We start from the raw sequence: 14,182 nt of genomic DNA, 5'->3' as shown, positions 1-14,182 counted from the left end.
TATGAGAATGGTAGATCTTATTGAAAAGAAAAAAGATAATGTAGTATTAACTGATGAAGAAATTCATGAATTAATCCAGGGATATACAAAAGGTGATATTCCTGATTATCAGATGAGTGCTTTCTTGATGGCTGTTGTCTTTAATGGATTAACAGATCACGAAACAGCCCAGCTGACTTTAGAAATGATGCATAGTGGTGATGTAATTGATTTAAGTGGTATTCACGGTATTAAAGTAGATAAGCATTCTACTGGTGGTGTTGGTGATAAGACATCTTTAGTATTAGGCCCAATGGTCGCTGCATGTGGTGTACCAGTCGCTAAGATGAGTGGTAAGGGACTTGGACATACAGGTGGGACTCTAGATAAGATGGAGTCTATTCCAGGACTTAATATTTATGTCAATGAAGAAGATTTTATTAAACAGGTGAATGATATTCATTTAGCTATTATTGGTCAGACAGCGTCTCTTGATCCTGCTGATAAGAAGATGTATGCATTAAGAGATGTCACTGGAACTGTTCAATCAATTCCTTTGATCGCTTCTTCTATTATGAGTAAGAAGTTAGCTGCAGGCAGTGATGCAATTTTACTTGATGTCAAATATGGTGATGGTGCTTTTATGAAGAACTTGGAGGATGCGAAGAAGCTTGCTCGTACAATGATCACAATTGGTCAGCATCTTCATAAGGATACAAGAGCCACTATTTCTAATATGTCTCAGCCTTTGGGCTATGCAATTGGTAATTCATTAGAAGTAAAAGAAGCAATTGCGACACTTAATGGCAATGGTCCTGAGGATTTATTAGAATTATGTTTAACTGCAGGAAGTACAATGTTGATGATGGCTCAAAAGGCAGAAACAGTGACTGAAGCTAGAAAGATGCTAGAAGAAGCCATTTCTTCTAAGAAAGCATTACATGCTTTAGAAGCAATGGTAAAAGCACAGGGTGGAGACAGCGATTATATTCTTTATCCTGAAAAGTTTACAATGGCTGAACATATATTTGATGTTTATGCACCTGAAACAGGATATATTGAAGATCTAGAGGCATTAACTCTTGGATTAGTATCAATGCGTCTAGGTGGAGGAAGAGAAACAGTCACAGATGAAATTGATCATAGCGTTGGTTTAATTTTACATAAGAAGATTGGTGATTATGTAGAACAGGGAGAACCATTAGTGACTGTTCATGATAATGGTAAATGGACACAAGAAAGAAAAGAAGAATTATTAAGTGCATTCCATTTTAGTAAAGAAAAGGTTGAAAAACCTATATTGATTGATGAGATTATGGAGTAGTATATGAGTAAATTTTTATTTTTTGATATTGATGGTACATTAGTAGGAAAATCAAGACATATAACAGAAAAAACTAAAGAAGCGATTCAAGCAGCAAAGAATGCAGGAAATAAAGTATTCTTATGTACAGGTAGAGCACCTACTTCTATTGTAGGTGATGTCAAAGCATTACCTATTGATGGTATTGTGGCAAGTGCAGGAGGATTTGTCCAGGTAGATGGAAAGTACATCTTTAAGAACTACATGGATCAATATACTCTTTCAGAAATGATGACACTCTTTGTGAATCATGGTATCTTATTCTGTCTAGAAACTGAACATGCTATTTATCAGACACCAGGTGTGAATGAATTCTTTGACAAGAGACACAATAAGGAATTTGGGGATAATGTAGAATTACAGAGATTCTTTGAATTAAAACGTCAGGAAGAAAACCGCATTCCTGTCTCTCAATTTGATTTCGAAAAGACAGGTGTCACTAAGATTGGTTTTATTGCTCCTGATCCGATCGCTTTTTATGATTGTGTAAAGTATATTGCACCAATGTTTAATATTGTGACATTCTCTAAATATGAAGATGATTTCATTAATGGTGAAATCATCTTAAAGAACTGTACAAAAGCAGATGGTGTGAGACGTGTTGTAGATTATTATCATGGAGATATGAAGGATACAATCGGTTTTGGAGATTCTATGAATGATTTCCAAATGATTGATGCATGTGAAATTGGTGTCGTTGCAGAGAATGCGCCTGATAAATTAAAAGCTATTGGAACATGCTTCTTCAAGGACCCAGATGCTGATGGTTTAGCAGATGCAATTTATGAATTAAAATTAGATCAGTAGGAGAAAATTATATGAAGTATGAAATTAAAGGAAAACCACTTCCTGTCGCAATACTTCATCTAGATCAAGGTGAATCTATTTTGACAGATAGTGGCGCAATGGTATGGATGAAACCAGCTTTAACTATGGATACTGTATCAGGTGGTATGAAATCTCTATTTGGCCGTGCTTTTTCGGGAGAAACACTTTTCTTGAATAAGTATACAGCAACCGAGCCTAGTATGATTGCCTTAGGATCTTCTTTTCCTGGTGACATACTTGTGTATGATGTGAGCCAGGGAGATATTATTGTTCAGAAGTCTTCTTATCTTGCAAGTGAAGAAACAGTAAAAAGAGAAATCTCTTTTTCTAAAAAAGGAACTATTGGTTTCTTTGGTGGAGAAGGGTTCATCATGAATAGATATTTTGGCTCAGGTTTACTATTTATTGAGATAGATGGTACAGCTATAGAATATGACCTTGAACCTGGTGAAGAGATGGTTGTGAATACAGGTAACCTTGTGGCAATGAGTTCATCTTGTCATATTGATGTTGTTTCTGTAAAAGGTATAAAGAATAAGTTCCTAGGAGGAGAAGGATTCTTTAACACAGTAGTTAAGGGACCAGGTCATGTCATTGTACAGACAATGCCTATTTCTACATTGGCTGAAAGCTTATCTGGTTTTATGCCTCAAAATGACTAAAAAGGATGTCAGTGACATCCTTTTTTAATTATGATTCCAATTTGTTTGTTCGTCTTTATCAGTGATTTCTCTTATCACATGGCATGGATTACCTACGGCTACACTGTTGCTAGGAATATCCTTGACAACAACACTGCCTCCACCAATAACAACGTTATCACCAATAGTGACTCCAGGCATCACATGAACACCTGCACCTATCCAAACATTGTTTCCTATCGTAATAGGATAAGCAAATTCAAGTCCTTGATTTCTACGTTTTGTATCAATTGGATGTCCTGCAGTATAAAAACCACAATTAGGCGCAATAAAGACATTGTCTCCAAAAGTTACTGGAGCACAGTCGATAATGACAGTATTATGATTTGCAAAGAAGTTTTTTCCTACTTTGATGTTGTAACCATAATCACACCAGAAAGATGCTAGAATCGATGTGGTATCATCTACTTGTCCAAGTAGTTCCTTTAATAGTTTCTTTTGATTCTCCACATCAGAAGGCATCATCTGATTAAATTTGAAACATAAGTCTTTTGCGATTGTTCTTTCTTTAAGTAGATCTTCATCATTGTTGGCGTCATACAACATTTCTTTCAACATTTTCTCTTTTTCAGTCATAATCTTTCTCCTTGCCTATATCATAATAATATAGTTAATATATCAATTAAACGTTTTTATTAGAAAAAACTGTTTAAATAGAGGGGCTGTGATATAATAGATAGGAATTAAAACAAGTTTATAAAGAAGGAGCTCACCATGAAAAAATTCATTATTGATCCAATGGACTTATCTGTTGAAGAAATTGATGATTTAATCGCACTCGCAAACGATATCATCAAAGACCGTACACGTTATCAGGATGTATGTGCACATAAGATTCTTGCAACATTATTCTTCGAACCTAGTACACGTACAAGACTATCTTTTGAAAGTGCTATGTTATCACTTGGCGGAAAGGTATTAGGATTCCCAACTGCAAACGTATCTAGTGCTTCTAAGGGAGAAACAGTATCAGATACAATTCGTGTAGTTAGCGGCTATTGTGATATTATCGCAATGCGTCATCCAAAGGAAGGTGCTCCAGTTGTGGCTTCATCAACATGCACTGTACCTTTAATTAATGCAGGTGATGGAGGACATAATCACCCTACTCAGACATTAACTGACTTATTAACTATTCAGAGAGAAAAAGGCACTTTAAAGAACCTTACAGTAGGTTTCTGTGGTGACTTGAAGTTTGGACGTACAGTTCATTCATTATTAAAAGCAATGTCACGTTATGAAGGCACTAAGTTTGTATTCATCTCTCCAGATGAATTAAAGCTTCCTGAATACTTAAAAGAAGACATTCTTGATCCAATGGGTATTGAATATAAAGAAGTACGTAGCATGGAAGAAGTCATGCCAGAATTAGATATTCTTTATATGACAAGAGTACAGCAGGAACGTTTCTTCAATGAACAGGATTATATTCGTTTAAGAGATACTTATATCTTAGATGAAGAAAAATTACAGGCTGCAAAGAAAGATATGATTATTATGCATCCACTTCCACGTGTCAATGAAATCAAGACTGAAGTCGATGCAGATCCAAGAGCTGCTTATTTCAGACAGGCTCATAATGGACGTTTTATCCGTATGGCATTGATCTTAAGCTTATTAGGATTACAGAATGAGGTGGAAAGATTATGAGAATAGACAGTATTAAAAATGGTATTGTGATTGACCATATTGCAGCTGGTAAAGCAAAAGAAGTATATGATGCTCTTGATCTAGGTAAGTTAGATTGTCAGGTTGCAATCATCATGAATTGCCGTTCTAATAAGATGGGTAAGAAAGATATCATCAAGATTGATAACGATTTTGATGTTGATTTAGATGTATTAGGTTATATTGATCCTAATATTACTGTTTCTATTATTAAGAATGGTGAAACAGTAGAAAAGAAGAAATTACAGCTTCCTGAAAAAATCATTAATGTGGCTAAATGTAAGAACCCAAGATGTATTACATCTGTAGAAAGAGATTTAGATCAGGTGTTCTATCTTGCAAATAGAGAGAAACGTATCTATAGATGTTATTATTGTGAATCTAAGGCTGAGAAGAAGGAATAAGTCCTTCTTTTTTTATAATTTAATATTTAATAGCATACTATTGACATTGAATTGAAAGTGTACTATCATTCTAATGCGCAGAAGGAGGTAAACTGATGAGAGAAAGTGAAGCAGTAAGCTATATTAAGCATATTAATGACTGTTTAAAGAAGCGTGCGAATAATTCTTTAAGAAAAGAAGGATTAACTTTAATGCAGTCCCATGTTTTATTGAAATTACAGGACGCACCTGATCAGAGAATGACCTTTAAGGAGATTGAGAAAGACTTACATGTAGCTCAATCAACAACTGCGGGACTTCTTAGAAGACTTCAAGAAAAGAATCTGATTGATTGTTGTGATGATCCGAAGGATAAGCGAATTAAAGTTGCCTGTTTATCACAAAAAGGTGAAAGCCATTGTGCGCAGGTAAGACATAATATAGCGCAGGCAAATCGTTTGATGGTGAGTGGGTTAACACAGGAAGAAATTGATACTTTAGCTGATCTTCTTAGTAAAGTCTATTCAAATCTAGAAAATGAATGAAAGGGGAAAAAATATGAATATTATTCGTGTGCTTAAGAAAAGTATTCGTGAATACAAGAGAGATTCAATTTTGACACCTGTTCTTGTGGCTTTTGAAGCATTAGTAGAATGTATTATTCCATTAATGGTCGCAAATCTAGTCAATAGAATGCAGAATGGTTGTGATCTCTCTGTTATTGTGAAATATGGTGTGATACTTATTATCATGGCCTGTTTCTCACTCCTATTTGGGGCTCTTGCAGGTATTACTGCAGCCAATGCTTCAGCTGGTTTTGGTAAGAACTTACGTAAAGACTTGTTTGTTGCAGTTCAGAACTTCTCATTTGAAAACATTGACCGTTTTAGTGCATCTTCACTTGTAACTCGTATGACAACTGATGTCACTAACGTTCAGATGGCTTATATGATGATTATTCGTACAGTTGTACGTGCTCCACTTATGTTGATCTTCTCATTGGTCATGGGATTTATTATGGGTGGTCGACTTGCGTTAATCTTCTTATTTACTATTCCAGTACTTGGTATTGGTTTAGGACTTGTTATTAAGAAGACAATGCCTTTATTTAGAAAAGTATTTAAGAAATACGATAACTTAAATAATTCAGTACAGGAAAATATCAACGGTATTAGAGTTGTAAAATCATTTGTACGTGAGGACTTTGAAAATAAGAAATTCAATGAAGCTGCAGAAGATGTTTGTGGTGATTTCACAAGAGCTGAAAAGATTCTTGCATTAAATAACCCAATGATGCAGTTCTGTCTTTATGTTGTAATGATCTTCGTACTTACTTTTGGTTCTTATTTAGTTGTTAATTTTGGTGGAGCTATTATTCAGGTTGGACAGTTGTCTTCATTACTTACTTATAGTTTCCAAATTCTTATGAGCTTGATGATGTTATCAATGATCTTTGTAATGGTGACTATCTCTATTGAATCATGTGAACGTATTGTTGCTGTATTAGAAGAAAAACGTACTATTTCTAATCCAGAAAATCCTATTTATGAAGTAAATGATGGTTCTATTGATTTTGATAATGTATCATTTAAATATTCTAAGCGTGCTGATTGCTATGCTCTTGAAAATATTAATCTACATATTAAATCAGGACAGACTATTGGTATTTTAGGAGGAACAGGTTCTTCTAAAACATCACTTGTAAATCTTATTTCACGTTTATATGATGTCACTGAAGGTGAAGTAAAAGTGGCTGGTGTAGATGTAAGAGATTATGACTTAGTCACTTTAAGAGATGCAGTCTCTGTTGTATTACAGAAGAATGTCCTATTCTCAGGCTCTATTAAAGAAAACTTACGCTGGGGTAATAAAGAAGCCACAGATGAAGAAATAGAAGAAGCATGTCATCTTGCATGTGCTGATGAATTTATTGAACAGTTCCCAGATAAATATGATACACATATTGAACAGGGTGGTACTAACGTTTCTGGTGGTCAGAAACAGAGATTATGTATTGCACGTGCATTACTTAAGAAACCAAAAATCTTAATTCTTGATGACTCTACAAGTGCTGTAGATACTAAAACAGATGCTATTATTAGAGCAGGATTTAAGAAGTTTATTCCTGAAACTACGAAAATCATCATTGCACAAAGAGTTTCAAGTGTACAGGATGCAGATCAGATTATTATCATGAATAATGGTTCTGTTGAAGCAATCGGTACTCATGATGAACTTCTTGCATCAAATCCAATTTATCAGGAAGTATACTATTCACAAAACAAGGGAGGTGAACAGGATGAAAAATAATCGTGGTAATAAGAAGAACACATTTACACGTCTCATTAAAACACTCTTTGAATTCTATCCTGTTCTTCTACCTGTTATTATTGTATTAATTCTATTTAATTCTGTTGTCAGCTCTATTCCATCTGTTTTTATGCAGAATATCATTGCTGTTATTGAAAAATACTGGCGTACAAAAGACTGGCTACATGCTAAGCCTGAAGTATTATCATTTGTAACTGTATTACTTATTCTTTACATTCTTTCATTAATTGCTTCATTTACATACAACCGTTTAATGGCTGTAGTTACTCAGGGTTCATTAATGAAATTCAGAGAAAAGATGTTTGCAAGAATGGAAAGTCTTCCAATCCGTTATTTTGATACAAATGCACATGGTGATATCATGTCTATTTATACAAATGATACAGATACATTAAGACAGCTTATTTCTCAGTCATTACCTGCATTGATGCAGACTTCTATTGTACTTCTAACAGTATTTTGTATCATGATCTACTATAGCTTCTGGTTAACAGGGGTTGTATTAATTGGCTGTGTTATCATGTTCTTTATTACTAAGAATTTTGGTTCTAAGAGTTCAAGATTCTTTATTAAACAGCAGCAGACTCTTGGTGCAACTGAAGGTTATATCGAAGAAATGATGAATGGGCAGAAGGTTATCAAAGTATTTAACCATGAAGAAGATGCAATCGAAGGGTTTGATAAGGTCAACAATGCCTGGTTTGAAGCATCTAGAAAAGCCAATACATTTGCGAATATCTTGATGCCTGTTCTTCATAACATGGGTAATATTCTTTATGTATTAATTGCCTTAACGGGAGGTGTTCTTCTTTATCTAAAGACACCAAATGTATCTTTATCTGGTATGGCACTTAATATTTCTATCGTTGTTCCATTCTTAAATATGACTAAGCAGTTCACTGGTCAGATTGGTCAGATTTCTCAGCAGATCAACTCTGTTGTTATGGGTCTAGCAGGGGCTAGTCGTATCTTTGGATTATTAGATGAAGAACCTGAATTTGATGAAGGCTATGTTACTTTAGTGAATGCTAAAGAAGAAAATGGTGAATTAGTAGAAACAACTGAACGTACTGAAATGTGGGCATGGAAACATCCACATGAAGATGGTACTGTGACTTATACAAGACTTGAAGGCGATGTAGAAATGGATGATGTAGATTTCGCTTATAATCCTAATAAGATGATTCTTCATAACATTACATTATATGCAAAGCCTGGTCAGAAAGTAGCCTTTGTAGGGGCTACTGGTGCTGGTAAGACAACTATTACTAACTTAATTAATAGATTCTATGATATTGAAGACGGTAAGATCAGATATGATGGTATCAACATCAATAAGATTAAAAAGCCTGATTTAAGAAGATCACTTGGTATTATCTTACAGGATACAAACCTCTTTACTGGTACAGTTATGGATAATATCCGTTATGGTTATCTAGAAGCAACTGATGAACAATGTATTGAAGCTGCAAAGCTTGCGGGTGCTGATGATTTCATTACTCGTTTACCAGATGGTTATAACACAATGTTGACTGGTAATGGGGCAAGTTTATCACAAGGTCAGAGACAGCTTATTGCGATTGCAAGAGCTGCTGTGGCAGATCCACCTGTTATGATCATGGATGAAGCAACATCATCTATTGATACACGTACAGAAGCGATTGTACAAAAAGGTATGGATGCTTTAATGAAGGGACGTACTGTATTTGTTATTGCACATAGATTGTCTACTGTACAGAATTCTGATGTAATCATGGTATTAGATCATGGTCATATTATTGAACGTGGTTCTCATGATGACTTAATTAAACAGAAGGGTCAGTATTATCAGTTATATACTGGAGCATTTGAATTAGAATAAAATGAGCATGCCTAGATGGCATGCTTTTTTGAGTGCAATCACACTATTGTACAGTTTCATTTGGAGTAGTTATCTTAAGTTTTTCTAATCATTATAATAAGGCGTATTCCTTGTGTAAGAACTGTTTTGATATTACAATGATTGCGGCAACTATTATTCTCTGTTTAGTAACACGTTCACCACTCTATGGCATATGTGTAGGACGTATTATTAAATGGTTTGAAATAAAATAAGTAAGTTTGATAAGGAGTTAGTAATGCATGATATTTGGAATCCCTGGCATGGATGTGTAAAGTATTCAGAAGGGTGTATGAATTGTTATATGTATGTTTTAGATAAGATGAGAAATCAAGATGGTTCACATATATATAAGACCAATGATTTTGCATATCCACTCTCTAGAAATAGAGATGGTACATATAAGATACAAAGTGGAGAAAAGATAAGAGTTTGTATGACAAGTGATTTCTGTTTAGAAGAAGCAGATATATGGAGAGATGATGTCTGGTCAATGATCAGAAGAAGGCAGGATGTTATTTTCTATATACTTACTAAAAGAGCAGAAAGACTTAAAGAATGCTTGCCGGATAACTGGGGTGATGGATATGAGAATGTAATACTTAATGTTACATGTGAGAATCAAAAACGTGCTGATGAACGTATACCACTTCTTTTAGATATTCCTGCCAAACATAGAGGAGTGATGTTAGCACCTCTTATTGGTCCTATTGATTTAGAAAAGTATTTAGATGGACGCATAGAAGAAGTGACATGTGGTGGAGAGAATTATGGTGGTACAAGAGCATGTGACTTCGATTGGATTAAATCTTTACATAATCAATGTGTGAATAAGAACACTACATTCACTTTTATAGAAACAGGATCTCATTTTGTGAAGGATGGTATTCATTATCGAGTAAAAGGGAAAGTGGCTCAGACAAGAATAGCTTATCGTTCTAAAATGAATTATCAAGGAAAGAAACCAGTATATCATTTTTATGATTTCTTTGATAATGAATTAAGAGAGGATCAGTTATATAAAAGAGAATTCAGTGAACATTGTATAGAATGTGCATCAAAACCTATATGTAATGGATGTGCAAGAAGATTTGGCTGTAAACAATGTCTTTGATAATGAGAAAAAAGAAGTTTCAAATAGTATAAGTTAGTAGAAGACTATAAGAGTAATTCTTATAGTTTTTTAGATACGTTTAAAGGAGATTGATTATGGAAAATAATAAACCAAGACTATCTCTAGATGAACAGATTCAACATTTGAAAGACAAGGGAATACTTTTCAATATCATGGATGAGGATTCTGCTAAACAGTATCTCAAATACAACAATAATTATTATAAGTTGACTTCTTTCAGAAAAAATTATGATAAGCATCCAGGTGGAGAAAATAAGGGTAAATATATTAGGTTGGAGTTTGCCTATCTAGTTGATATGTCGATCATTAATATGCGTCTTCGCTATAGAGTAGTAGAAATGGCTTTGGATATTGAACATCATACTAAACTACAATTATTAAGAAAAATAGATGAGTATGATGAAGATGGTTATCAAATCGTCAAAGATTATATTGATTTATTGGATGAAAAATACAGAAATTATTTATTTAATGAATTGAACAGAAATAGAGGAAATGCATATTGCGGAGATATGATTGAGAAATATGATGGGAATTATCCGGTATGGGTATTTCTTGAAATAATACCATTCGGAAGGATGGTCGCATTCTATTATTTTTGTGCTAATCGTTTCTCTGACAAAGAAATGAAAAATAATTATTATGGATTATTAACTTGTAAAAGAATTAGAAATGTAGCAGCTCATAGTAATTGTATATTGAATGATTTGAGACCCCATACTGCTGAGCATCTAACAAATAAAGACATTATAAAGGAATTGATACGTATTCCATATATGAATTCCAATTTTAGAAAAAATAGAATGAGTAATGTGAGAATTCAACAGATCATCACATTATTCTATATGCACAAGAAAATGGTAAGAAGTGAAGGAGTTGCCTTATACGAAAGTAGGGAATTGAAGAAATTAATGAGAAGAATTGATAAAAATTGTAGTTATTATAAGACAAATACACTAATCCATGGAACTTTCAAATTTCTTGGATTAGTAGTTGACAATTGGTTTTAGACAAGGTACTATCAAAGTGGCTGGAAAAAGATATTCTTTTACGGTTGCGGCATTGGTCAAACGATGTTTGCACGGGTTTTCTATTAATAGACCTCTTCGGAGGTCTTTTTTGTACATGAAAAATACATGTTTCCATGTATCTTGCTTAATAGTTGGATTGTAGTAAGTAAAAAGACGCTTCAAAATTCTCAGATCAGTCATTGACAGTTGGTTTTAGATAGTGTATTGTCGTAACAGGTGGAAAAAGATATTCTTTTACAGTAGCGGCATTGTGCAAACGATGTTTGCTCGGGTTTTCTATTAATAGACCTCTTCGGAGGTCTTTTTTGTACATAAAAAACACATGTTTCCATGTGTCTTACTTAATAGTTGGATTGTAGTAAGTAATATGATGCTTCTTACAATAAGCATTGATTGAAGCTCTCCAGTCAGTATTTTTAGTATACTCTACTAAATAAGTCGCAATACCTTTTTCCTGACATGTACTTAAATATTTCTTTAAGCGTGTTGATACTTCAGTATCCTGTTTTACATATTTTTTACCCTGTTTCTTAGTCATCATACTAGTCTGGTTTATACCTGCAACCATCTTAGCATTCTTATAAACAGTTTCTCTATAATCATAGGCATTATTCACAATAACTTTTAACTTATTCTGATTTGCTTCTTTAATAAGAGCATCTAACGCATCTGCATCATCAATCTTACTAATAAAAATACCATCAGCCTTTAACTCTTCAGCTTTATGATGTGGTTTCTTTGAACTCATATAGAAATAAATCTGTTTAGACTTCTTTCTTAAAACCTTCATATCTTCTGTAGTTAAACCTTTACTTCTCACTACAATAAGATCATAATGCTTCTTCATCTTAAGAAGCTCACTCTTTTTCTTTTTAGTAAGGACTGCATATGTACTCACTTGTGATTTAACAGCTGTTTTAGAAGAACATCCAGTTAATACAAAGAAAGCACATAATACTAGTGTTAATATTTTTTTATACATTTTCTCATACCTCGCATCTCCTACATTATCACAATTTTTTCAGAAAGTGAACCTTGATTGTTTTAAGTGTGATGTAGTTTTATAATAAATAACTAAAAGGGGACAGTTATATGACACAATATGAATCACAGTATGAGAGAATGATCAAGTAGCCAATCCCTTCTCTGATACTTACTCTCGCATTACCAACAACAATCTCAATGTTAGTGACTAATATCTATAACATGGCTGATACGTACTTTGTTTCTACAGTAGGGACAAGTGCTACAGGTGCAGTAGGGATTGTTTTTGGATTGATGGCGATATTACAAGCCTTTGGCTTTATGTTTGGACATGGAGCAGGCGCAAATATATCAAGAAGACTAGGGGCAAAAAGAGTAGAAGAAGCACGTATATTTGCATCTACAAGCTTTTTTAGTTCACTCTTTTTTGGTGCTTTGATTGCGGTACTTGGTCTTATATTCCTAAACCCACTTATGTATTTAATGGATTCAACTTCTACTATATTACCTTATGCAAGAGCCTATGCCTTCTTTATTTTGATTGCAGCACCTGCCATGACTTCATAAATAAATCCTTTCGTTTGTCATAGGCGGAAACCCACTGCGTTTAGGCGGTGGGAGGAGCCTCGTAAATCGTATCTATTATTCCTGACTTTCAATATATTTTTGTATAGTTGCTGATGATATTTCTCCAATGCTACAAGCAAAATAACCATCTGACCAAAATGTTTTTTTCCTTCCAATACTGTCTTGATAAGACCGAACTATACTTTTGCCATAAGTGGTATGCTGTTTCCTGCTTTATAATTTTGACAATATCGCAAACTCTATCTGCTGTATCGTAACTTAATAAGAAATGTATATGGTCTTTGTCAGTTTCTATCGCAATAATTTCTTAGCCACGTGTATTAGGTATATGGAGAATCTCTTGTTTAACATCATCGGCAATAGAGCCTTTTGGTAGTTGTTTGCGGTATTTGATTACAAGGCCTATATGTACTTTAAGGCTGTATTTTCGTGATTGTATCTACTATCCACAGTTCACCTCAAAATATAGATATTTCGCTATAAATTAGATATAATTTAGATATAACATATAGTGAAATATCTATGAAAGGAGTACATCTATGGAACAGATGACTATTACAGCTAAAATTCAAATAATCGCAGCTGAAACAGATAAGGTTTTGCTTGATGAAACTATGTCTGTTTATCGTAATGCCTGTAATTATGTTTCAGACTATGTATTCCGTACTCATGACTTAAAGCAGTTTTCACTTAATAAGGCTTTGTATTCTATTTTACGAGAAAAGTTTAACCTTAAATCGCAGATGGCTCAGTCTGTTTTGAAGACTGTTATCGCCAGATATAAGACCATTCTTGAAAATCAGAATGAGTGGATTAAACCATCGTTCAAAAAGCCTCAGTACGACCTGGTTTGGAACAGAGATTATTCCTTAACGCAAAACCGTTTTTCAATCAATACGCTTAATGGTCGTGTGAAGTTATCTTATTTTTCAGATGGAATGTCTAAGTATTTCGATCATACAATTTACAAGTTTGGTACTGCCAAACTTGTAAATAAACATGGTAAATACTATCTGCATATACCAGTTACCTATGAGGTTGAAGAAAGTAATATTTCTGACATCTGTAATGTTGTAGGTATTGACAGAGGTATTAACTTTGTTGTTGCAACTTATGACAGCAAACATAAGTCTGGATTTGTTAGTGGCAAAGCTATTAAACAGAAACGTGCTAAATATTCCAAGCTTCGTAAGGAACTCCAGATGCGACATACGCCATCCTCAAGACGAAGACTGAAAGCTATCGGTCAGCGAGAAAACCGTTGGATGCAGGATATTAACCATCAGGTATCGAAGGCACTCGTTGAAAACAA

The 14,182-nt window shown here is 34.0% G+C and carries 16 protein-coding genes; 13 read left to right on the top strand and 3 right to left on the bottom strand.

What is annotated here, in order from left to right:
* Nucleotide 1: 1 nt before the first annotated feature.
* From EAI80_RS04435 to EAI80_RS04425, 3 genes are read left to right on the top strand one after another with little or no spacing between them, the layout of a single operon-like run.
* Nucleotides 2–1,303, top strand: coding sequence for a pyrimidine-nucleoside phosphorylase (locus tag EAI80_RS04435; RefSeq protein WP_129981077.1), 1,302 nt, complete (start codon nucleotides 2–4; stop codon nucleotides 1,301–1,303).
* A gap of 3 nt (nucleotides 1,304–1,306) precedes the next feature.
* Nucleotides 1,307–2,149: an HAD family hydrolase gene (locus EAI80_RS04430; RefSeq protein WP_129981076.1), complete on the top strand. Its 843-nt coding sequence runs from the start codon at nucleotides 1,307–1,309 to the stop codon at nucleotides 2,147–2,149.
* A gap of 11 nt (nucleotides 2,150–2,160) precedes the next feature.
* Nucleotides 2,161–2,832: a TIGR00266 family protein gene (locus EAI80_RS04425; RefSeq protein WP_129981075.1), complete on the top strand. Its 672-nt coding sequence runs from the start codon at nucleotides 2,161–2,163 to the stop codon at nucleotides 2,830–2,832.
* A 24-nt stretch (nucleotides 2,833–2,856) separates the two neighbouring features.
* Here the strand turns inward: EAI80_RS04425 and EAI80_RS04420 are convergent, their stop codons facing one another.
* Complete coding sequence (locus EAI80_RS04420; RefSeq protein ID WP_129981074.1) at nucleotides 2,857–3,447, bottom strand: sugar O-acetyltransferase; 591 nt, start codon at nucleotides 3,445–3,447, stop codon at nucleotides 2,857–2,859.
* A gap of 138 nt (nucleotides 3,448–3,585) precedes the next feature.
* On the opposite strand from EAI80_RS04420, the gene pyrB reads away from it, so the two are divergent.
* The 8 genes from pyrB (at nucleotide 3,586) to EAI80_RS04385 (ending at nucleotide 11,277) form a co-directional block, all read left to right on the top strand.
* The gene (pyrB, locus tag EAI80_RS04415) at nucleotides 3,586–4,521 is read left to right on the top strand and encodes an aspartate carbamoyltransferase (protein WP_129981073.1); all 936 of its coding nucleotides are present in this window, start codon (nucleotides 3,586–3,588) and stop codon (nucleotides 4,519–4,521) included.
* Entirely contained in the window at nucleotides 4,518–4,943 is a 426-nt protein-coding gene (locus EAI80_RS04410) for an aspartate carbamoyltransferase regulatory subunit (protein ID WP_129981072.1), read from the top strand. The genes pyrB and EAI80_RS04410 overlap by 4 nt, the downstream gene beginning before the upstream one ends.
* 95 nt (nucleotides 4,944–5,038) lie before the next feature.
* Complete coding sequence (locus tag EAI80_RS04405) at nucleotides 5,039–5,467, top strand: MarR family transcriptional regulator (RefSeq protein ID WP_129981071.1); 429 nt, start codon at nucleotides 5,039–5,041, stop codon at nucleotides 5,465–5,467.
* Nucleotides 5,468–5,480: 13 nt separating this feature from the next.
* Nucleotides 5,481–7,232 carry an ABC transporter ATP-binding protein gene (locus tag EAI80_RS04400; protein ID WP_192924001.1) on the top strand — a complete coding sequence of 584 codons (1,752 nt, stop codon included), beginning with the start codon at nucleotides 5,481–5,483 and terminating at the stop codon, nucleotides 7,230–7,232.
* Nucleotides 7,222–9,114: an ABC transporter ATP-binding protein gene (locus tag EAI80_RS04395; RefSeq protein ID WP_129981070.1), complete on the top strand. Its 1,893-nt coding sequence runs from the start codon at nucleotides 7,222–7,224 to the stop codon at nucleotides 9,112–9,114. The genes EAI80_RS04400 and EAI80_RS04395 overlap by 11 nt, the downstream gene beginning before the upstream one ends.
* A 110-nt stretch (nucleotides 9,115–9,224) precedes the next feature.
* Entirely contained in the window at nucleotides 9,225–9,347 is a 123-nt protein-coding gene (locus EAI80_RS13935; RefSeq protein WP_255452544.1) for a hypothetical protein, read from the top strand.
* Between the two features lie 23 nt (nucleotides 9,348–9,370).
* Nucleotides 9,371–10,246 carry a DUF5131 family protein gene (locus EAI80_RS04390; protein WP_129981069.1) on the top strand — a complete coding sequence of 292 codons (876 nt, stop codon included), beginning with the start codon at nucleotides 9,371–9,373 and terminating at the stop codon, nucleotides 10,244–10,246.
* A gap of 95 nt (nucleotides 10,247–10,341) precedes the next feature.
* On the top strand, nucleotides 10,342–11,277 hold the full coding sequence (locus EAI80_RS04385; protein WP_129981068.1) for an Abi family protein: 936 nt from the start codon (nucleotides 10,342–10,344) through the stop codon (nucleotides 11,275–11,277).
* A gap of 358 nt (nucleotides 11,278–11,635) precedes the next feature.
* Here EAI80_RS04385 and EAI80_RS04380 read toward each other — a convergent pair whose 3' ends face one another.
* Nucleotides 11,636–12,280 (bottom strand): hypothetical protein, encoded by a 645-nt coding sequence (locus EAI80_RS04380; protein ID WP_129981067.1) that lies wholly within the window; start codon nucleotides 12,278–12,280, stop codon nucleotides 11,636–11,638.
* Between the two features lie 155 nt (nucleotides 12,281–12,435).
* On the opposite strand from EAI80_RS04380, the gene EAI80_RS04375 reads away from it, so the two are divergent.
* Nucleotides 12,436–12,849 (top strand): MATE family efflux transporter, encoded by a 414-nt coding sequence (locus tag EAI80_RS04375; RefSeq protein WP_330041947.1) that lies wholly within the window; start codon nucleotides 12,436–12,438, stop codon nucleotides 12,847–12,849.
* 130 nt (nucleotides 12,850–12,979) lie between these two features.
* Here EAI80_RS04375 and EAI80_RS13930 read toward each other — a convergent pair whose 3' ends face one another.
* On the bottom strand, nucleotides 12,980–13,144 hold the full coding sequence (locus EAI80_RS13930) for a transposase (protein WP_238703608.1): 165 nt from the start codon (nucleotides 13,142–13,144) through the stop codon (nucleotides 12,980–12,982).
* A gap of 265 nt (nucleotides 13,145–13,409) precedes the next feature.
* Between EAI80_RS13930 and EAI80_RS04365 the strand changes: the two genes are divergently transcribed.
* The coding region (locus EAI80_RS04365; protein ID WP_129981066.1) for an RNA-guided endonuclease TnpB family protein at nucleotides 13,410–14,182 on the top strand (773 nt) is incomplete at its 3' end.

The organism is Catenibacterium sp. co_0103 (assembly GCF_004168205.1).
GTDB lineage: Bacteria > Bacillota_I > Bacilli_A > Erysipelotrichales > Coprobacillaceae > Catenibacterium > Catenibacterium mitsuoka_A.
This window is presented reverse-complemented; position numbering and strand designations above follow the sequence as displayed.

Bases quoted from the DNA above. Each gene is read 5' to 3' on its own strand.
- pyrB (WP_129981073.1), top strand. From the start codon at position 3,586: ATGAAAAAATTCATTATTGATCCAATGGACTTATCTGTTGAAGAAATT.
- EAI80_RS04395 (WP_129981070.1), top strand. From the start codon at position 7,222: ATGAAAAATAATCGTGGTAATAAGAAGAACACATTTACACGTCTCATT.
- EAI80_RS04410 (WP_129981072.1), top strand. From the start codon at position 4,518: ATGAGAATAGACAGTATTAAAAATGGTATTGTGATTGACCATATTGCA.
- EAI80_RS04420 (WP_129981074.1), bottom strand. From the start codon at position 3,447: ATGACTGAAAAAGAGAAAATGTTGAAAGAAATGTTGTATGACGCCAAC.
- EAI80_RS04390 (WP_129981069.1), top strand. From the start codon at position 9,371: ATGCATGATATTTGGAATCCCTGGCATGGATGTGTAAAGTATTCAGAA.
- EAI80_RS04425 (WP_129981075.1), top strand. From the start codon at position 2,161: ATGAAGTATGAAATTAAAGGAAAACCACTTCCTGTCGCAATACTTCAT.
- EAI80_RS04385 (WP_129981068.1), top strand. From the start codon at position 10,342: ATGGAAAATAATAAACCAAGACTATCTCTAGATGAACAGATTCAACAT.
- EAI80_RS04430 (WP_129981076.1), top strand. From the start codon at position 1,307: ATGAGTAAATTTTTATTTTTTGATATTGATGGTACATTAGTAGGAAAA.
- EAI80_RS04435 (WP_129981077.1), top strand. From the start codon at position 2: ATGAGAATGGTAGATCTTATTGAAAAGAAAAAAGATAATGTAGTATTA.
- EAI80_RS04380 (WP_129981067.1), bottom strand. From the start codon at position 12,280: ATGTATAAAAAAATATTAACACTAGTATTATGTGCTTTCTTTGTATTA.
- EAI80_RS04405 (WP_129981071.1), top strand. From the start codon at position 5,039: ATGAGAGAAAGTGAAGCAGTAAGCTATATTAAGCATATTAATGACTGT.
- EAI80_RS04400 (WP_192924001.1), top strand. From the start codon at position 5,481: ATGAATATTATTCGTGTGCTTAAGAAAAGTATTCGTGAATACAAGAGA.